General features: G+C 38.5%; 13 protein-coding genes. 5 read left to right on the forward strand and 8 right to left on the reverse strand.

Features of this window, described 5'->3' with window-relative positions:
* Nucleotides 1–191: 191 nt before the first annotated feature.
* Nucleotides 192–3,803 carry a TonB-dependent receptor gene (locus IQ247_RS00775; protein ID WP_193915862.1) on the reverse strand — a complete coding sequence of 1,204 codons (3,612 nt, stop codon included), beginning with the start codon at nt 3,801–3,803 and terminating at the stop codon, nt 192–194.
* 2 nt (nt 3,804–3,805) lie between these two features.
* On the reverse strand, nt 3,806–4,777 hold the full coding sequence (locus tag IQ247_RS00780) for a DUF7507 domain-containing protein (RefSeq protein WP_193915865.1): 972 nt from the start codon (nt 4,775–4,777) through the stop codon (nt 3,806–3,808).
* 1,400 nt (nt 4,778–6,177) lie between these two features.
* On the opposite strand from IQ247_RS00780, the gene IQ247_RS00785 reads away from it, so the two are divergent.
* Together IQ247_RS00785 and IQ247_RS00790 are read left to right on the forward strand one after the other, a co-directional pair.
* On the forward strand, nt 6,178–6,429 hold the full coding sequence (locus IQ247_RS00785) for a HetP family heterocyst commitment protein (RefSeq protein ID WP_193915868.1): 252 nt from the start codon (nt 6,178–6,180) through the stop codon (nt 6,427–6,429).
* Between the two features lie 407 nt (nt 6,430–6,836).
* On the forward strand, nt 6,837–7,436 hold the full coding sequence (locus IQ247_RS00790) for a cytochrome b/b6 domain-containing protein (protein ID WP_193915871.1): 600 nt from the start codon (nt 6,837–6,839) through the stop codon (nt 7,434–7,436).
* A gap of 28 nt (nt 7,437–7,464) precedes the next feature.
* On the opposite strand, the gene IQ247_RS00795 is transcribed toward IQ247_RS00790, so the two are convergent.
* The gene (locus IQ247_RS00795) at nt 7,465–8,457 is read right to left on the reverse strand and encodes a Rieske 2Fe-2S domain-containing protein (RefSeq protein WP_193915873.1); all 993 of its coding nucleotides are present in this window, start codon (nt 8,455–8,457) and stop codon (nt 7,465–7,467) included.
* 165 nt (nt 8,458–8,622) lie between these two features.
* Here IQ247_RS00795 and IQ247_RS00800 point away from each other — a divergent pair, with 165 nt between their 5' ends.
* On the forward strand, nt 8,623–9,282 hold the full coding sequence (locus IQ247_RS00800) for a TetR/AcrR family transcriptional regulator (RefSeq protein ID WP_322745362.1): 660 nt from the start codon (nt 8,623–8,625) through the stop codon (nt 9,280–9,282).
* A gap of 123 nt (nt 9,283–9,405) precedes the next feature.
* On the opposite strand, the gene IQ247_RS00805 is transcribed toward IQ247_RS00800, so the two are convergent.
* The 5 genes from IQ247_RS00805 to topA form a co-directional block, all read right to left on the reverse strand.
* Complete coding sequence (locus IQ247_RS00805) at nt 9,406–11,997, reverse strand: HD family phosphohydrolase (RefSeq protein ID WP_193915876.1); 2,592 nt, start codon at nt 11,995–11,997, stop codon at nt 9,406–9,408.
* A gap of 219 nt (nt 11,998–12,216) precedes the next feature.
* On the reverse strand, nt 12,217–13,134 hold the full coding sequence (locus tag IQ247_RS00810) for an ADP-ribosylglycohydrolase family protein (RefSeq protein WP_193915879.1): 918 nt from the start codon (nt 13,132–13,134) through the stop codon (nt 12,217–12,219).
* A 252-nt stretch (nt 13,135–13,386) separates the two neighbouring features.
* Nucleotides 13,387–13,875 carry a type II 3-dehydroquinate dehydratase gene (aroQ, locus tag IQ247_RS00815; RefSeq protein ID WP_193915882.1) on the reverse strand — a complete coding sequence of 163 codons (489 nt, stop codon included), beginning with the start codon at nt 13,873–13,875 and terminating at the stop codon, nt 13,387–13,389.
* Nucleotides 13,865–14,005 (reverse strand): hypothetical protein, encoded by a 141-nt coding sequence (locus IQ247_RS00820; protein ID WP_193915885.1) that lies wholly within the window; start codon nt 14,003–14,005, stop codon nt 13,865–13,867. The genes aroQ and IQ247_RS00820 overlap by 11 nt, the downstream gene beginning before the upstream one ends.
* Nucleotides 14,006–14,313: 308 nt before the next feature.
* Entirely contained in the window at nt 14,314–16,971 is a 2,658-nt protein-coding gene (gene topA / locus IQ247_RS00825; protein ID WP_193915888.1) for a type I DNA topoisomerase, read from the reverse strand.
* A 617-nt stretch (nt 16,972–17,588) separates the two neighbouring features.
* Between topA and rbp the strand changes: the two genes are divergently transcribed.
* Together rbp and IQ247_RS00835 are read left to right on the forward strand one after the other, a co-directional pair.
* Nucleotides 17,589–17,918, forward strand: coding sequence for an RNA-binding regulator (rbp, locus tag IQ247_RS00830; protein WP_193915891.1), 330 nt, complete (start codon nt 17,589–17,591; stop codon nt 17,916–17,918).
* 569 nt (nt 17,919–18,487) lie between these two features.
* Nucleotides 18,488–20,041 carry an NAD(P)H-quinone oxidoreductase subunit N gene (locus IQ247_RS00835; protein WP_193915894.1) on the forward strand — a complete coding sequence of 518 codons (1,554 nt, stop codon included), beginning with the start codon at nt 18,488–18,490 and terminating at the stop codon, nt 20,039–20,041.
* The last annotated feature ends 244 nt before the right edge of the window (nt 20,042–20,285 follow it).

Consider the following 20,285-nt stretch of genomic DNA (forward strand, 5'->3'; position numbering starts at 1 on the left):
ACTCATACCTGGCGACTGGAAGTCGCAGCTACACAAACCGGCACCCGCCGTGGCAGCGGGTTATTTAATTAAGTCCACGCAGGTGGACTTCGTTTGTGTAGTAGCGGTTTTAACCGCCAGATTATATATAAATTTCTTACAAATCATTTAGGATTGCTATAGTTGATAGTTGACCTTTGACCTCTTACCTCTTACCTTTGACCTGTCAAAGACTCTTCTTGCTGTGGTGGTGCTACTTTTTGTCTGCCGAAACCACCAAATAATTCGTTTACCTTGAAGCTGACGTTGAGATAGGGACCTCCCGCAGAACGATAACCAGTAAAATCGCGATCGTCGGCGCTACCGAAGGCATAACCGACACCAACACGAAAATCTGGTGTTAAATAATATCCAGCTTCTACGGCTACACCAAATTCGCTGTAATCTTCGCTTGGTTGACCAATCCAGCGTCCTTCAATCGCTAAATCGGTACGATATCCTAATTGATAATTTGCCCGTAATTGTGCTAGGTTGACGCTGCTGGCATTAGTAAAATTATTTGCTAAGTAACTACTACTATTACGGAAAGCATATTTACCGTATAATTCCCATTGCCAACTGGGTGCGTAGATGGCTTCTGCGGAAAAAAGATGGTCTATGGAACCATTTCCACTACCGGATAATAAGGTATCGGGTGTTATGGAAGGGTTTTGTCGATATTCGTATTTAAGTAAAGCGTTGAATTTATCGCTGTTGGGGTCACGATATGCGAAACCAACGCGGAGGTTGGCTGTATCTGCTAATCCCTCTAACAGTTGATTTGCTCCACCAGCTTGTTTGTACCGTATTGCTGCGGTCAATGCTGGCGATATTTTACCTGCTGCTCCTGCGGTAATTACTGTATTGTTGCCTTGATTCCCATCGCGATATTCAAAGCGAGCATTAGCGTTGAAGTTGGGATTATCGGTGTATTCCATGCCGATGCTGTAAGTACTTCCTTGAAATAAACCTAGGGAGGAAGCAGTTTGTCCGGTTGCATAGGGTTGGGCAAATCTGATACCTGTCGCAGAATTACCGAAAATATCTTTAAATACCCTTTCGTAACCTAAATCTAATTTCAATCCAGGTGCGAGACGAAGACGGTGATTTAAGCCTATGGTACCTTGGTCGTTCATCCCGTCGATACCGGCAAGCACTGAATAGCGTCCGTTGATTGTGGTATCTTCTGAAAATTTATGTTCGACGAGAGTATCTAAACTTGTAATATTGTTACCTTTTAACAAACCACCATCAAAGAATTGATGGGCTAATCGCATTGTTACACCGGGGTATAAACCCCAATCTAAACCGAGGGTGGTACGGTTGGGATAAAGAGGATCACTTTCGTTGAGATTTAGTTCGTTTTGAGCGCGGAAATTTAGACTCTCTGTTAATGGAACGTTGAGACTGGATACTAATTGACTCGCGGTTCCCTCAAATTGGTTATTAACTCTGTCTTCACGGGAACGATTGACGTATTCAACTTTTAAATCTGACTCACCAATTTTTTGCTGAATACCTGCTTTAAATGTAGACAGTGAGTTATCAATTTTACTTCCTGCTATCGGTAACGGTTGGGGGTTGAATAAGTCAAAAAATTGTGTTTGCTCAGCAGGAGCAATACCGAAATTTTCTTCATGGTCGTAACCTAGCTGAAAGCTAGTATTGTCAGTAACTTTAGCGAAAATATCAGCACCATAACGAGTTTGTCCGGGTACAAAACTCCAGGTCGCATTATTGCCAAAATTTTCTGTCACCGAACGGTAATAAGCTTGTCCTTTAAAGCTTTCACCAATGTTGCTATTTGCTTCTACACGATAAGCAGAACCACTGATATCAGCAAAATTGAAAGTATTGTGTTGCGAGCGCGCATATTCCCCAATGATGGAACCGGATGCAAAGGGAGCGTAAAAATCGACTCCATATAGTTGAAAATCCTGCGCTCCTTGGTCTTCTTTTAAATAACTAGCTCCTAAAAATGCGGTTTTATCTGGATTTGCGCTACCATTCCGTAAATTATATTGCAGTCTACCCCCGTAAAGTTGACTGTCTTCACCAGCTTCGTTTTGGTAAGTGACGACAATCCGATTGACTAAACTTGCTTCTAAAGGATTTAATTCGGTAGCAAGAATCGGACGACGGAATAAAATTGTCCCTCTCTCATAATCAATTTCATAATCGGAGCCGCGATATAAAGGCTGACGTTTAACTACCGTACCGGGACGATTAATTTCTTCTGATTCAATAAAAACGCTTTCACTACCGGGAATTACTGAGCGACGAGAAACAAAATAGTAACCGCTAGTTCCATTAGGAGTAATAGTATCTCGTTGAAAACCTTGGATATTATTGGCAAATAATCCAGTTACTTGTAAATTACCGATATTAAAGTTGCTTTTAAAACCGTGGAGTTGTCTGGTGGTAGCAGTATAAAGTTGGGATTGTCTGGCAAATTCTGGAGTATTGTAGTCACCCCACATCAAATAATCGGCTTCCGCTCCCTTGATATTCGGATTACGTTCGATACGAGCATAAACGCTGTCTATAGAAGGAGCAGTATTAGTAACCGTCGAACCATCACCGTAAACTGGATATTGTTTTTCACAAGATTGAATCCCCCCGAAGAGCCGATTGTCCCCATTACAATCTTCATTCAAAGGGCGATCGCTATTATATGCTCCCGTAAATAACCATTCTCCAACTTTACCTGTGGCAAAAACCGCTGCATCTAAATCTACAGTTGTACCTTTGTCAATCTCTTCGGGTTTAACAAAATCGCGGAAACTACCCCAATAATCGCTACCACCGGCTCCAATCCTTAAATTTACCATTCCTGTGGCTAAGGAAGAACGTAAATTAGTTACGAATTCTACATATGTAACCGCTTCTAAATCGAGATGAGGAGAAGTATTTTTACTGTAGATACTAGCGCTGACTTTTACCGTTTGAGCTTGATTACCGGCTTGTAAAGTTGCGGTAAATTCACCACCACGAGCGAGTACTTGAAAACCGGGAGCATCTGGTTTGTAGTCAGTACCGATAAATTTACCGGCATGACTATTTAAAGTAACTATGTCATCTTGCTTAATTAAATTACCATTTTCGTCAGTAATTTTACCTTGAAAATCAATATTAGAACGTCCGTCAGCAGGAATTCTGGCTTCTCCAACTGGATTAATGTAAATCTTGGCTGTTTGCTGCTCAACGATGACTTTAACGCTAACAGGATTACCTCCTTGAGCTTGAGCGGTAATCGTGTTTTCACCTGCGGATAAAGGAACGTTATACCAAATTTGAGTATGAAGCTTTTGTGATTCGTCTTTGTGAGTGTAACTGTTAATCATATTATCTATAGCCTTCCCATTCACCCTTACCTCGATTTTGGCTTCCGGATGGTGCTGAATCGTGATATTGGTAGTTTTGGTATTAATTACCCCAGCTTGGGGAGTAATCATACTCACTTGGTTAACAAGAGATAAAGGAATAGAAGAATTTTGTTTTTGTGGCTCAACTTCTTCAAGCGTCAAAGATGAACTATCGGCATGACTCCCCCCTACTTTCTGCTCCTTGCTTTCTGCTTCCTCTTGACTTGATTCTTCCGGTTGACTGGTTGGTGGTGAAAATAAGGCTTCGCTATCATCTTCTATTGCTAGATTTAATTCTGGTAAATCCGCATCTATTGGCTGCTTTTGAATAACTACACTTTGTGCAGATACACTCACAGGTAATACCGTTACAGCAGTAGTTAATATAAAATCTCGCTTATTTAAACTGAAATTTTTCATTATTAACCTCCCTCTGTTGAAAAGTTTGGTGCAAAGATGTTTTTCGCATTAACTTTTCGCTCCCCGAAAGCTGGAGTGACTGCAAAATTTATTCTTCCCATACTTCCAGGGGCTAAACGTATGGAACGAGATTGACTATTATGCTGAATTTTGTAAAGATTTGGAGCCTGAATATAGCCTGGTAAACTTGTGTAATCCAAGGTTGCGGTACGATTACCCGAAATCACGTTAGCTACAGAATACATTCCATTTACATCAGTTATAATACGGTTGCCATCATCCATAAAAATTACCGCATTCGGTACCCCCGGTTCTCCCGATTGTTGTTCACCATCAAAATTTTTATCGACAAAAACACGTCCAATTAAAGTCCCACAATCAGAAACAATACCTGGACGAATACTCAATAAATGGCTTGCTGTATTGCTTATAAGATTTCCAGCAGTAGCTACAGCCAAATTTCTACCGCTTCCTCGCATTCCATCAGGTGTAACCGTAACTGCATAAAATACACTTAGAATTGCTTGGGGTGGAATGCTACTAGCATAGTTAATTCCAATGGTTCGATTTTCGACTGGAGTCGTCGATACCCCTACTTGAGTTGTCGTACTACCATCACTTAAAGAGGCTTGTACCGATTTTTCCGCTAACTTCAAACCTAGAGGCAGGGTATCATTAACAGTCAAATTAGTCGCTGAAACCGCACCAGTATTACGAATTGCAATCTGGTAAATTACCGTATCTCCAGGTTCAACTGCACTTTTATTTGCAGTTTTGGTTATTTGTAAAGCTGCATTTCCGGCTCTAAAAGTTGTACTGTTGGTGTTGAAAGAGCCAATATTGTCACCTCCAAACACAGCTATATTAGTTATTTCGTTAGCTATCACGGGTATAGCTCCTTTGAGGATAATTTCAGGAAGCAATAACCACAGTAGGAAGTAACTATACCTCCACCGCTTTATTTTTAATCTCATATTTAATTAGATATTTAATTAGAAATTATTAAATTGGCAAGGTTTTACATTGACAAATTAAAAAATTATTCCTTGAAAAATAGATACTTAGTGTTCGTATTTTTTATACAAGATACAGCTATAGCCCTAATTTTTTGTGGTAAATGCTCGATCAAGTTTCTTAGGTAGATGCGGAGGTTACCTAAATACAAACGGTTCTTTTTGGTTTGAAACCAAATATAACAAGTTATCGATATAGCGAAAACAGCTATTATACGGAGAAGTAAATGAAAAACTATCGATTTAAGCGCATTATTCGCTAAAAAAGCGGAAAATTACGGACTTATCTCTATCTAATTCCCCAAAATTTTCGATGTGGGTGTTCGCGTGGGGGAAGCTTTAAAATCTTTATTTTTCGGCTCTGTGAGAAGCCGGGTTTTTTTTAGCAGAAAACTCGACTTCTTAATGATTGAAGAGTTAAAAAATATTATCAGTATTTTTGACAAGAATAGTATGTATTATCTTTCACAAAAAAACTCTTGTTTTAGTTTTTATTGACTACTAAATTATTTAGTAGAAATAAGGATTAAAATTTATCTATTTATCTGCGAAATATTTTAACTAATCATTCTATCGACTTACAAATCTATTCTAATTCAAGTAAATATATAAAATTAAATTGAAAAGCTGACAACAAACTATTAGCAATTATGTAAAAAAAGATGCCATGTGAAAAGTAAAAAATAATTCTCTAAATCCAAATAACAAATATATATTGAGTATGAAGAGGGTCTAACCCCCTGATATCATTTGTTTTCTGATGATTTATATATAAATAATTAGATTGACATAAATTAAATTTATGATTTATGGCATATTTAACCCGTACATCTTTTTTTTCAGCGATAACTAGTACTTTTACCGTTTTTATTTTACGAAAACGTATCTTTAGACTATTATCTAGCTCTATACCTAGAATTAAATCAAAATGTTTTGTTCGAGCTAATTTTTGTGAAAACAATCAATAAAAAATATTGTTATTTGAGTAATTTCACAAACACTAATGTATAAATATTTAAGTATATTTTATTTTTCTATATTGGTTCAATATATGTAAAAATATTCAAACAATTTTCCCCAATTCGATATATCTAACTCTTTAGCTAGATGACGATATTTAAAAATAAAAAATAAAAATAAAAAAATAGATTAAATATATAGATTATTTATAGAAGTAATTATTGCTAGAATTTATCTGGAGGAGTAAAAAAATTATGAATTTTATATAAAGATTTTCAAAAAGTATGAAATGTTGTTGCAATAAAATTATAAACTTTGTAATAGAAAGATTTCATCTATTTATAAAGTGTTCCCTCTGACTCAACAAAGTATTTTTTTAGCTGCGAGTAAAATTGAAGGCAATGAATAAGAAACAGGTTGAAGAGGTTATCAAGGCAATTATTGACCACAAGTATTCATGGGCTTGTGTTTTAATACTGCGTTTTCATGGATATGATCCGATAGATTATATACCTTATCGTACTTACATAAGATTACTCAAAGATAATTACCAACTTCAAAAAAAAGATACAAGTGATACTAGTGTTAAGACTGTAGATTTTAATGATTTTAAATCGAATAAAATGCATCTTGTAGAGCAAAAAAAATGTTAACAAATATTTTTGAAATTTACCTTGAAATTTTATTTGATTTCAGTATCGCTAGACATCAAAGTATTTCCATGATTAAGTCTTTGCTCATGCATGATTTCAAAGTTTAATTGAGATAAAATAACCACCTAACATCACCTAAAGACGATGCAAATGCTCAATTATATTTTCTCCAACAGCTTAATTTCCTGCTTTCGTGTGATGCTTCCATACTTCAATCAAAGCAAAGCGAACTATTGCTGCGGTCGAAATTAGTTAAAAATAAGTGTTTGAGCCAGAGAATGCTAATTTACAAGTAATTTGACTGCGGGTGTTAAACCCGCTTTTTTTGTAAAAAAACAAATAACTAGACAATCGGATATCCTAAGTTTAAATTTATTTATAGTTGTTCGCTTAAATACCTTTTTTAAATGACTTCCACCGTACCTACTCCGAAGAAAAAGTTTCCCACCCAAGCAATACCCGCTAAGATTTTTCATTGGGTTAACATTGTCAGTTTATTTATTATGCTCACTAGCGGATTACAAATTTACAACGCTAACCCAGTTTTTGGAGGGCGTGCGGGTTTACATATTCCCCCCATATTTACTTTAGGAGGTTGGTTAGCAGGAGGTAGACATTGGCATTTTGCCGCCATGTGGTTATTCTCCCTGAATCTTTTATGGTACGGAATTTATGTTTTAATTAGTCGCAGATGGCAACATCGCTTTGTCAGTAACAAAGATTTAAAAGCTTTACAGAAAACCAAAAATTCTCAGCGTTTGATTTATGCTTGGCATCGCATAGTATATACAAGTATTATTCCTATTCTTTTACTAGCACTACTTACGGGAATTGGAATGTATAAACCCGCTCAATTCCCTTGGATTGTAGATATGTTCGGCAGTTGGCAAGCATTACGAATTGTTCATTTTGCTTCGGTACCCTTAGTAGTTCTGTTTGCGATCGCGCACTCTTGGTTAGGATTAAAAGCAGGTGGTTCCCAACTTACCGAATCGATGTTCTGGTAATTAGCAATCAACTACTATCTACTCCCAATTACTCCTTAGATAAATTCGGTTCCACAACTTCTGGAAAACTCTCAAAGTTACGTCTTACCCAATCCATTCCCACTTCATTATTAAGTTTGATTTTGTGCTGGGAATTTGGATAAATTTTTCCTAAAATATCGGCATCTTGTTCTACCACAACTTTGGCAAATTCAAGGGCGGTTTTGCCAACAAATTTAGATATCGGGCTATTTGATTCTCCAAACATTAATATATACGTCCGCGTTTTATTCTCAGATTCTGGTACAAATAAGTGACATTGAGCAATTTTCCCGAATGCTGTTTCCCCGTGGAATATTACTAAATGAGGAAAATGATTTTCTAGATGAGCTTTAATGACTTTTGGTATTAGCAATAAATCGGGTTTTTTAATTTTCTCAGCTAAACTTACAGGTGCTTTAGGCATATTATAAAAAGCATGAGATTCATGTCCGTTATCAATAAATTTTTCAAATAATATCTCTTTAATTTTGAATAAGGGACGATGAGTACCGTTTTGATGGTTGTAATCGTGCATATTCAACAACATTGGCAGCAATTGTGTTTCTACGCTGATATCGGCTATATGACCAACAAAATCGTATTTAGATGCAATTTTATTTAAAATATTAGGAATAGGAATTTTCGCTTCTATTCCTCCGTAAGACCAAATAAAATTCCCTTGAATAATCAATTCTAAAGGTTTTAGTTGGGGTAAAGTTTTCTTCTTAGAACCAGGTAGAATAGTACAACCCTCCCTGTCAAATTCCAATGCATGAAACGGACAAACAACTACACTACTTTTATCTTCTGTTACTTCGCACCAACCTTCAGATAACATTGCTCCCATATGAGGACAAACATTAGGTAAAGCGTTAATTTCTCCCTTCACATCTTTCCACATTACATAATCAGCACCGTAGAGAGAAATTTTTCTCGGTTGATTTACCTGCAACATTGATTTATGCCCTAACAACCAAGGTGCGCCCAAAAGCATTGACATAGCTATTTTCTACCTTTTATTTATAATTTTATTTATAAACTAATACCAACATTGAATTTGTTAACTAAAAAGTTAGTTAGTTGTTAATTTAAACTGTTTGACCTATATTGTCAACGATTAAGCAAATTTTTAGTTAAGATAAGTTGGTCAGTTTGATGGAGAAAAGTGAGTCGTTCAAAACAGTCAAAATCCTTGTCCCGTAAACCTCGTCACCTACGCGATGCAGAAGCGACAAAAATGCAAATACTGAATGCAGCGATGGAAGAATTTGCTAAATACGGTTTAAACGGTGCGCGTACAGAAAACATTGCATCTGGTAGTGGAGTTACTAAAGCAATGATTTACTATTATTTTGAGAGTAAAGAAACTTTATATCAAGAAGTATTGAATCAACTAGCCTTACAGTTGAATGAATTAGGACTAGCTAAACTAAATTTAAATGAATTGCACCCAGAAATAGCTTTAAAAACTGCCGTATACGCATTTATTAATTACCAAGCGACTCATCCCAATTATGGGAGAATATTATGGCAGGAAGCACTTCAAAATCAAGGTAAATATTTTAAACAAATTGATTGGAACCAAAGTTATAAATGTTTGTTAGAAATTTTAGAAAGAGGAATAAACATCGGTTGTTTCCGACAATTTGACCCTTTTTTAACAGCAATGCACATCAACGGTGTTTGTAATTTTTACTTTGATGCTTACGAAAATATTAAACATCTGACACCAAATTTAGATTTACGAAGTCCAGAAATGATTGAAAGGCACGCACAAGCAGCAATCGATTTTATTTTGGCTGGAGTTGTGAACAAAGGAGAATAAAGATATAAATTCCAATTCCCCATTCCCAATTCCCCATTCCCCATTCCCAATTACCAATTACCAATTACCAATTACCAATTACCCATTACCCATTCCCAATTACCAATTACCAATTACCAACTCTTAATTATTCGCTTTCAACTTAGGATAAGCAATCCGCTTATGATGGAACTGTTGCCAAACTTTGACAAATATTTCGGCTATTTTCGTCATTTCTTGCCGTGTTAAGCCGGAATCTGAGAGTTGATTATCTTTCCACCTAGCCCGTAGAATATTATTAACCATGTTCAAGGCTTTTTCTGGTGTAGCATCTCTGAGCGATCGCAATGCGGCTTCACAAGAATCAGCTAGCATGAGAATTCCGCTTTCCCGTGATTGTGGAATGGGTCCTTCATAGCGAAAATCTTCTTCTTTTACTTGTAAAGTTGGATTATCTTTAGCTAGTTCTTGGGCTTGATGATAAAAATAAGCAATTTGCATTGTTCCTTGATGTTCTGGAATAAATGCTTGTATTGCCGTGGGTAAACTATGTTTTCTTGCCATAATTAATCCCTCACTGACGTGCTTTTTAATAATATCGGCACTTAACCAAGGGTCATTAATTTCAGTTTCATGCTTGTTTGGACCTCCCATTTGATTTTCGATAAATCCCATTGGGTCGTGCATTTTTCCGATATCATGGTATAATGTACCTGCTCTAATTAAATCAACATTACAGCCTAGTTCTTTGGCTGCGGCTTCAGCAAGGGTAGCAACGAACAAAGTATGTTGAAATGTTCCGGGAGCTTCTTTTGCCAGTCGTTTGAGTAAGGGGCGATTAGGAGAAGCCAGTTCTGCTAAACGAATCGGAGTCACTAAATCAAACAGTTTTTCTAAATAGGGACTTAATCCCAAAGCGACAATGCTCCAGCCCAAACCGGATAAAGCTAATAATCCCGCTTCCTGAAAAACAAGGTAAGAAGTAGGGGTAAATGCAGTACCCAGTAAGATTTTTAATAATAGGTAAACACCACCTTCAGTTAAGGAAATTCCAAAACCTAATACTGCTAATTCTTCACGAGAACGCAAGTGTTGAGCCATGGAGGTACCGAGTATTCCTCCTGCTGCACCAGCTATAATTGCTGTATTGCCGACTTCTAAGCTCATGGGCAACAATAAAATTAACAGCAATCCAATCACTGTCAGACCTAATTTGCGTCCGTAGAAACTGCCTAATAGCAAGCCTAATGCACTCCAAGTGCTAAAAGGAGTCCCAAAAATGAGTAACGACGGACACGATAGCGCTAGTAATAATACTAATAATCGGTCACTTTGACGCAATCGAATTTTGATGCGTTTTTCGACTAAAGCATAAACACTGATTGCTGCTGCGATCGCGCTTGCTAAATAGGTTAATTCCAGCCAATTAATTTCGCGGCGAATCAAATTGTAATTTTCTAATACTGCTAAATTCCAAGCTGTAATTATTTCTCCTTTTCTAACAATTAATTCACCTTTTTGCACCGTTACCATTACTGGCTGTATTTTGCCTGCTGCTTTTTCGGCTTGTAGTTGTGTTTTTTGTTCGTCTTGTTTTAAATTTGGCTGTAAAACGCTGACTAATAATTTATTTGTCCAAAATTTAGCATCTGGGGGTATTAATGACTTTTGTAAATGCAGGTTAATTACGTACTCTAAATTTTCTTGGGGTAGTCCGGAGTGAATACCTTGAGCTAAAATCAGTTGGGCAGTTTGTAAGATAGCGACTTGAATTTCTGACCATTCGTCATCGCTAAAGTCAAGTACGCTGGTGTCGTTATATAAAATTTCCCCTGGCTTTGATTGGCGAATTACTGCTAACTTAGCTTTGGCTTGAACGTACATTGTTCGCTTTTTTTCGATGATTCCAATTAGCGATCGCAAATTTTGTGGAGAAGTTTTGGCACCATAAAGTTGTAATTGGCTTAGGGCTTGTTTAAAATGAGGATTTGTTGTCGTAGTATCAATAGTTGGGATTTGTGTAAGGATAGCATCAGTACTATTGGCTACAGCCACACCTTGAGGTTTTTCATCCCTAGCAATGTCTTGATTACCATTTTCTAAGGATATTAATAATTGCTTCCATTCCTCGTCAGAAGCGGAACGAAGGAAAATTTGTGTTAAAGGATGCAATACCTCGCGATCAAAAAATGGAAAAGAACCAGCAGTTGTACGAACTTGATTTGCTTGCTGTAGCAATCGCTGTAAATTTTGCTCAACTGTTTGGTTAATTCGTTTATCCACCATTAACCATTGCCGAGAATTGCCTCTAGCAGCTTCGCGGAGTAATTCTGTTTCCTGTATATTTTCTATAGTCGCAGTATAAGGTGCAACAATTGTCTCACGAGCGATAGCTTCTTCTTGCAACTGGGGCTGGTTGTATAACTTGTGTCCCATTACTCCTGTCATAGTAACCAAAGCAATCGCAAAAACAACCACAGAATGCTGAGGAATAAAACCCCAAAAAGCTGCGTAAATACCACATTTAGGTTTAGCCGAATTTACCATTGAACTGGAACACAAAAATTTTTGATCGCGATTTTCACCGGGGAACGCCGCTCGTCGCAGGCTCCGCCGAGAATCGGCAGAGTGCCGACGACCTGTCTTAGATACATACAAGCGAAATAAGGCTTTGTATCGTCGCTTCCAAATAGCTGCTAGTTGAATTAAGGATTTAAAAAATGGCTGCGTTTTCATGATCTATGACCGCAGTTGTTTATAAGAATGGTTTAACACCAGACATTTCTGAACTGAAGCAGAGTTTAAACTTGCTGCCATCATAGTTACCATTGGATATAAATCCTGAGTTACTTCCTAATCAGTATAGTTTTTTGCTCGAAAAAGATTTTTAACTGTCCAGTGTAATGTCAAGTTGATTTTGTAAGTTCTGTTAATTTTTTTTTGGGATAAATCTAGTTAGCGTAAACGGATGATATGTGGAGCAGCAATTGCTTGTTGGGGAAAAATTAAATCTAAATCCACCTCCTTTTTTTCTAAAAACTGTGGTGACACTTGATAGGCTCCCGACCATACAGCGACTAATGCATCAGCTAATTTTACCATTTGGGAAAAGCTAGTTAATTGCCCACTAACTACTAATTTTGTCCGATCTAATCCTAAGTGCCAAGTTATCGGTATACCAGCCATGCTATTGTAGGCTCCCGAAATCGCACCCGCGATCGCGCTAGGAATCTGCGAGTTTTGATTGTTTGTGGTAATTGTTCGCAAACAAGTGAGACGAAAATCTTCTTGATTACTTGCAAAACAATAAAAAGCTGTGGCAATGTTATTAATTAGATTATTTTCTTTACCCAAGCAATTTTGTAATTCTACTAATCCCGCATTTTCTATCAATAGATTATTGACTTGTTGTAGCTTTTTTGGGACGTCAGTTGTAGTTTCACCGATAAAGGCAGTTATTTCGGAAACTAAAGTATTGCAATTAAGTTTTTCGTTTAATGATTGAGCGATCAGATAACATACTGCTAAGACTCCATCTTTTAATAAGGGATGATGATATTTTTGAATTGCCAGGAGCAAATTTTCTCGTAATTTGAGATTGTTTTCGTGAAAAAATAAGGCGATGGGTAGAGTTGATAAAATTAAATCTGCCAATACTAAATCGCACGGTGCTTCTAAATCCCAAGTTTGCTGTTGAATTTTATTCCATTGATCTAAGTCAAATCTACCTTGAGTTGAAAGCAAACTGTTTATTCCTTGAACTGCTGCTTTGCTCCATAAAAGAGGTTGTTCGGCAACTCTAGCAGCTAAAATTTGCCCGATTAAACACCCTACCAAAGCACCCCGAACTCTGCTTGTAAGTGAATAACGCATATGGTTACTAGTTGATAGTTGACAGTTGATAGTTGAGATAGAACTTATGCTCACAGAAAGCTCCAAAAACTCAGTATAGTTCTACCCCCGTTCTTTTTTTATGTTCTCTATTCCTATAATTGACAGACCAAACAAATCATGATGTATAGGTTATACATACAAGGGCGTAAACACTTATTCGGAATCATATGAGATTTTGGGATCAATTTCGCGGATGTAGCGATAATATCAGCTGTAATTAAATTAGTTAAATTACTTAATTTTAGGCTTTCTTAAGAAGTCTACTAAAGCCTGTAATCCTAAAACATAGCTTTTCGCGCCAAAGCCACTAATTTGCCCAACTGCTACTGGTGCAATATAGGAATGATGACGAAATTCTTCCCGACGATATATATTGCTCAAATGTACTTCTACAGTTGGTATATTTACTCCGGCGATCGCGTCTCGTAGTGCTACACTCGTGTGAGTATAGGCTCCAGCATTAATAATGATGCCATGATGTTTAAATAAAGCATCGTGAATGGCATCTACTAGAACGCCTTCATGGTTAGACTGCACGGCAGAAATTTTAGCTGACAAAGCACGTCCTTCTTCAACTAGCAGACGATTAATGTCATCTAAATTAAGTGAGCCATAAATTTCTGGTTCGCGAGTTCCCAGTAAATTCAGGTTCGGTCCGTGCAGTACTAAAATGCTGAAAGAAGGTGAATTTCCTTCCTGAGCATTTGAGCTACCTACCACGGCCAGAACGCTCGTTTACAGGAATTGGAATTAATTCAGCTTCCGGTTCAGCTGAAGGCCCTAAAAGAGCATCAATCAGCTTGCGTGTTAATTCCTTAAGCTTTTCGAGGACTTTTTCGATATAATCCATTAAACTGAACGCTCCTGAGTACTAACTCAAATGTCAACTATCGGTTACGGAGAAACTGATGTAAAAACAGTACCGTTGGTTGAGAAATTGGTTGATACCAAACCCCTCTGAATGGGGAGCAAGTGATTATTGATAACTACGAACTCTCCCTTCATTATTTTAGGTTATCACATTAGCCACAGATAGGGCGGCATCTAAGTTCTTTAGAAGGATTTTGTCAGCAGTGATTATCAACCGATGGTTGAAAAGCAATAGTCCGAAAGTATGAGAACATCCAGACTAGTAAAGATTTTGGCAAGCAAACTGCATCAGGTTGTTTCAGTTTTCTTTTTAGATTTAGTACCGGAAGTCTTGGATTTAGTCGTGGAAGTTTTTGATTTGGTGGTTTTGCGAGTTGATTTACCTTTAGGTGCTTTCTGGGCTAATAACTTCAAGGCTGTTTCTAAAGTTATGGTTTCTGGAGTTTCACCTTCTGGAATGCCGACATTTGTTTTGCCGTGCTTGATATAAACTCCATAAGGACCATCATAAATGTTTACGGCATCATTACTGTCTGGATGAGAACCCAATTCCCGCAATGGTTGCTTGGCTTTACTTTTGCTACCACGTCCTTTTTTGGGTTCGGATAATAATTCTAAGGCTCTTTCTAAGGTGATACTCAATACATCATCACCGGCTTTTAAGGAACGGTAATCTTTGGCATCTTTAAGATTATGAACCACATAAGGGCCGAAACGTCCCAAATTAGCTTGGATGCTAGCTTTTGTTTCTGGATGCTCTCCTAATTTTCTGGGAAGCGAAAGTAAACCAACAGCCATTTCCACCGTTACGTCTTCTGGCTTGACATTTTTAGGCAGGGATGCTTGTTTTGGTTTCGGATTTTCTTCGGATTTCTCACCCAATTGAACGTAGGGACCGTAGGGACCAATCAACATAAAAATTGGCTGAGCAGTTTCTGGATGGATACCGACTTGATCGGGACCTTCGGTTTTCTGCTTGAGTAATTTCTCGACTTGTTTGGGATCGAGGTCAGCTGGAGTCAAATCTCTGGGAATCGAAGCTGTAACTGTCTCATCACCATTTTCGGCTTCTAAATAAGCGCCAAATTTACCAATACGAATTTTGACATCTGGGATGTTCAAGTCCACAGTTCTTGATGTTAATACATCAATGATTTTTTCTTGTTCCCTAACCAAGGTATCCAAACCTTTTTCACCTAGATAAAACTGTTTGAGATAAGGTAGCCATTCAGCTTCCCCGGTAGAAATATCATCAAGAGTTTGCTCCATTCTTGATGTAAAGCTGGGGTCTACCACATCCGGAAAGTGGGTTTCTAGCAACTTGGTGACGGCAAAAGCTGTAAATGTGGGAATTAAAGCATTATTTGTTAATTGAGCATAGCCCTTATCAATGATGGTACCGATAATGCTCGCGTAGGTACTGGGACGACCAATTCCTTCACTTTCTAGGGTTTTCACCAAAGTTGCTTCGGTGTATCTGGCTGGTGGTTGGGTTTCGTGACCGACAGTTTCTAACTTTTGGCAATTAGGGCGATCGCCGACTTTTAAGTTTGGTAAAATGACTTCTTGATCTTCAAGGGCTGCTTCCGGGTCATCGGAACCTTCGACATAAGCTCTTAAAAATCCGGGAAAATCAATCCTTTTACCCGAAGAACGAAAACCTGCATCTTCTACCTGTAAATGCATGGTGATTTGGGTTTGTCTGGCATCTGCCATCTGACAAGCAACGGTACGCTTCCAAATTAAATCATACAGTTGCAGTTCTCTACCGCTCAAACCAGTTTCTTGAGGGGTACGAAAAGTGCTTCCAGCTGGACGAATCGCTTCGTGTGCTTCTTGCGCTCCCTTGGATTTTGTCGTGTATTGCCGGATTTGGGGAGACAGAAATTCTTTACCGTAAAGCTTTTGTACACAGTCTCTAGCAGCGGTAATTGCTTGTTCCGATAAATGTACCGAGTCGGTACGCATATAGGTAATATAACCTTGTTCGTAAAGGCTTTGAGCAACCCGCATCGTGTCCCGCGCCGAAAGCCGCAATTTACGGTTAGATTCTTGTTGCAGGGTGGAAGTTGTAAACGGAGGTGCTGGTTTGCGCGTTACCGGACGTTCCTCAAGATTTGTAACTTGCCAAGTTTTATTGTTTAACCGTTGTTTTAGAGCTTCAGCCTCTTCCTCGTTGAGCAGAACAACTTGACGACCTACAGTAATTTGCCCGCTTGTCGAGTCAAAATCACTACCAGTTGCTAATTTGGTTCCTGCTAAAGTTACCAACACGGAATTAAATGATTGCTCCTTATTTGCTTTGCTAGATGCAGGACTTAAAGTCGCTTTCAAATCCCAATAGCTACCGATATTAAAAGCACGACGTTGCTGTTCCCGCTGCACCAACAACCGCACCGCTACCGATTGTACCCTTCCAGCAGATAAACCCCAGGCGATTTTCTTCCACAACAAAGGTGAAAGGGTATAGCCCACGAGTCGGTCTAAAATCCGTCGCGTTTCTTGAGCGCGAACTAGTTGTTCATCTACATCACGGGTATTTTGCAGCGCTTTTTTAATCGCTTCAGAGGTAATCTCATGAAACACCATCCGCTTTGTGGGAACTTTTGGTTTGAGCAATTGGTATAAATGCCAACTAATGCTTTCCCCTTCTCGGTCTTCATCAGTAGCCAGAATTAGTTCCGTTGCTTCTTTTAGCGCTTCTTTTAGCTGAGTGACAATTTGTTTTTTGTTTTTGGGAACGACATATAACGGTTCAAAATTAGCTTCTACATTCACTCCCAACTGAGCCCATTGTTGTCCTTTGACAGCAGCGGGAATTTCACTGGCTGACTGCGGTAAGTCACGTACATGACCCATAGAAGCTTCTACTCGATAATCCGATGGCAAGTAGTTACGAATAGTTTTAGCTTTGGTTGGAGATTCGACAATAACGAGAGTTGACATGGAAGTTTCAAGAAAAAAATAGCGGCTTCGCTAAACAGTCATTTAGGGGACAATCAATAGGAAAATGTCAAGATATAATTTCACTACGGAGCAAGCAATAACTGTTAGATTAACTGCTTGACCCGATTGAAAGCCTTAATATCTTCCCGAAAGACAATGGAAATGCCGACTCTAGGTAAGATTATTCAAATTGGTTGATCGAGAAAGGCAGTCCTGTTCAATCTTTAACTTATATTGGGCATAATTGGCGACTACCATTTTTATTCATTGCAATTTTTCCCAAGGAATTGGCATGGCGATAGGCGATGATCAAATACTTACCAAGTAAGAATAACAAGGTTTTTTGACAAGCATATTTTACAATTTTTTACATAAAAACGTTTTTTAATGGGTAATTAGTAATTAAATCCGTGGAATCCCTTTCAATCCGTGGTCAGAAATTATCGATAATATAGTAAAAACTGATACTTGTTTTGATATGGCGTAGTTTGGGGAAAAAAGTTGTGATAAGATAATGCAGGAGAAGTACGTTCGGTAATTGTGTTCTTGTTATTAAGTAAAAGTCGCAAGCAGCTTTCCGGATGTCGCCTCTGCACGGTTGGATTCTGGAGAGTTTTATGTCAATCTACGTTGGAAATTTAGCATACGATGTTACTCAGGAAGACCTTACTAAGGTGTTTGCTGAGTACGGTGGTGTGAAGCGTGTTCAGTTACCTACCGATAGGGAAACTGGTAGAGCGCGAGGTTTTGGTTTTGTGGAAATGGAATCAGAAGCCGCAGAAAACGAAGCTATTCAAGCCTTGGATGGTGCCGAATGGATGGGTCGAGTTATGAAAGTTAACAAAGCCAGGCCGCGAGAAGACAGAGGCGGTGGTGGTGGCGGTGGCGGACGCTCCGGTGGCGGACGCTCCGGTGGGGGAAGCTGGGGTAGAGATAATAGCTATTAGGTATTATGCAAGTCTTAATATTTGATTGATTTTAATCATAGCTATACTGTAAACGGATAAAAACTTGAGTATCTGCGATATTCTAAGCGTAAGCTCATGCTTGGCTAACACTTCGTTGATAATGGCACTTTTAAACCGTTTTTAGTATTGCCTTAAGCTAAATATTATTTTTAAGTAGGGATATTTCACAAGTGGAATGTCCCTACTTATTATTTTGATTACCAGACTTAATGGTTCATGTGATTAATTTTGATAGTCCCTTGGTAGTGGGAGCGAGACGCTCCCAGATAGCCAATAGCGAGCTAGAAGTATGCCCTATGATGCGCTTCGCGTCACGCTTTGCCCTCCGGGTAGGCTACGCCAACGCACTAGGAATTACGAATTACCCGCCAGAATTAATCACATGAAGCACTAGTTCCCAGGCTGAGTCGGGCAGCCAGAGCAGCAAGAGTAAAATTAAAAGAAGAATTTTGGTTTATCGTCATCCCTAAGTGATGAATATTTGGGAAAAAACAATAGAATTAACACAGTTAGTATGAAAGTCGGTGGAGTCAAAACCTATATATCTCATGGATTTTGTTAATCTCGCATCCCAGTTAAATGCTGGAACGATAGTACCGGAAGGAATTGTAATAATCACCTTCTTAGGGGTTTTGATCGTAGATTTGATTTTAGGACGTTCGTCTTCGCGCTGGATTGGATATCTAGCAGTAGCAGGTTTACTTGCTTCTATCGTCGCGTTGTATTTTCAATGGGACAATATTAATCCCATCTCATTTCTTGGTGCGTTTAACGGCGATGACCTGAGTGTGATGTTTCGCGGTATTATTGCACTATCTGCGGCTGTCACCATTTTGATGTCAATTCGCTACGTTGAACAAAGTGGTACGGCATTAGCAGAATTTATTGCTATTTTGCTCACCGCTACTCTGGGAGCGATGTTTTTATCAGGGGCGAATGAGTTGGTGATGATTTTCATCTCCTTAGAAACCCTGAGTATCTCCTCTTATTTATTGACAGGTTATACCAAGCGTGACCCACGCTCAAATGAAGCCGCACTCAAATATTTATTGATTGGTGCTTCTAGTACGGCTGTATTTTTGTATGGCGTTTCTCTACTATACGGTTTATCCGGCGGACAAACTCAACTAAGCGCGATCGCCAATGGTATTGAAGCGGCAAACTTAGGTCAGTCTTTGGGTGTAGTGATTGCTTTGGTATTTGTAATTGCTGGTATTGGCTTTAAAATTTCTGCGGCACCTTTTCACCAATGGACACCGGATGTATATGAAGGCGCACCGACTCCGGTAATTGCGTTTTTATCTGTGGGTTCTAAAGCTGCGGGTTTTGCTTTGGCTATCCGGTTGCTAACATCAGTTTTCCCCCTCGTCGCTGGTGAGTGGAGATTTGTATTTACTGCTCTAGCGGTATTAAGCCTGATATTGGGTAATGTGGTCGCTCTTGCTCAAACCAGTATGAAGCGGATGCTAGCTTATTCATCCATTGCTCAAGCAGGGTTTGTGATGATTGGCTTGATTGCCGGTACACAAGCAGGATATTCGAGCATGATGTTTTACTTGCTAGTTTACCTGTTTATGAACTTATGTGGTTTTAGCTGCGTAATTTTGTTCTCCCTGCGGACGGGAACCGACCAAATTACCGAGTACTCTGGTTTATATCAGAAAGACCCACTTTTGACTTTAGGATTAAGTCTTTCTTTGCTTTCTTTGGGAGGTATTCCTCCTTTGGCTGGGTTCTTTGGTAAAATTTATCTGTTTTGGGCAGGTTGGCAAGCTGGTCTTTATGGATTAGTTTTACTGGGGTTAGTCACTAGTGTGGTTTCGATCTACTACTACATTCGTGTGGTTAAAATGATGGTAGTCAAGGAACCCCAAGAAATGTCCGATGCAGTCAAGAATTATCCCCCAATCAGTTGGAATTTACCTGGGTTAAGACCTTTGCAAGTTGGTTTGGTAGTAACTTTAATTGCTACTTCTATAGCCGGAATTCTATCAAATCCTTTATTTACATTGGCGAATAACTCTGTTGCGAACACTCCGATGTTGCAGCAATCGATGCTTGTTAATCCTCAAGTCAGTGTAGTTACAACTCAACAACCTTAATTGGTATTTACGTCTTCACTTGCTTTTTCAAGAAGCAGTTTGAAGATGATTTTTCGTGAATAAATAAGAGTTATTTTTGATCAACATCAAATGGCTGTTCGCAAATTGTGGACAGTCATTTTTGTAAGTATAGTGAGTTGGACAAAAATTAGAGAAGTCGGGTTTTTAGGATAAATATTCCGTAACATCACAAAATAGTCATAAAAACCCGACTTCTAGACAAAGATTAAAAAAATATTAAAAT

The organism is Plectonema cf. radiosum LEGE 06105 (genome assembly GCF_015207665.1).
In the GTDB taxonomy this organism is placed as follows: domain Bacteria; phylum Cyanobacteriota; class Cyanobacteriia; order Cyanobacteriales; family Nostocaceae; genus Rivularia; species Rivularia radiosa_A.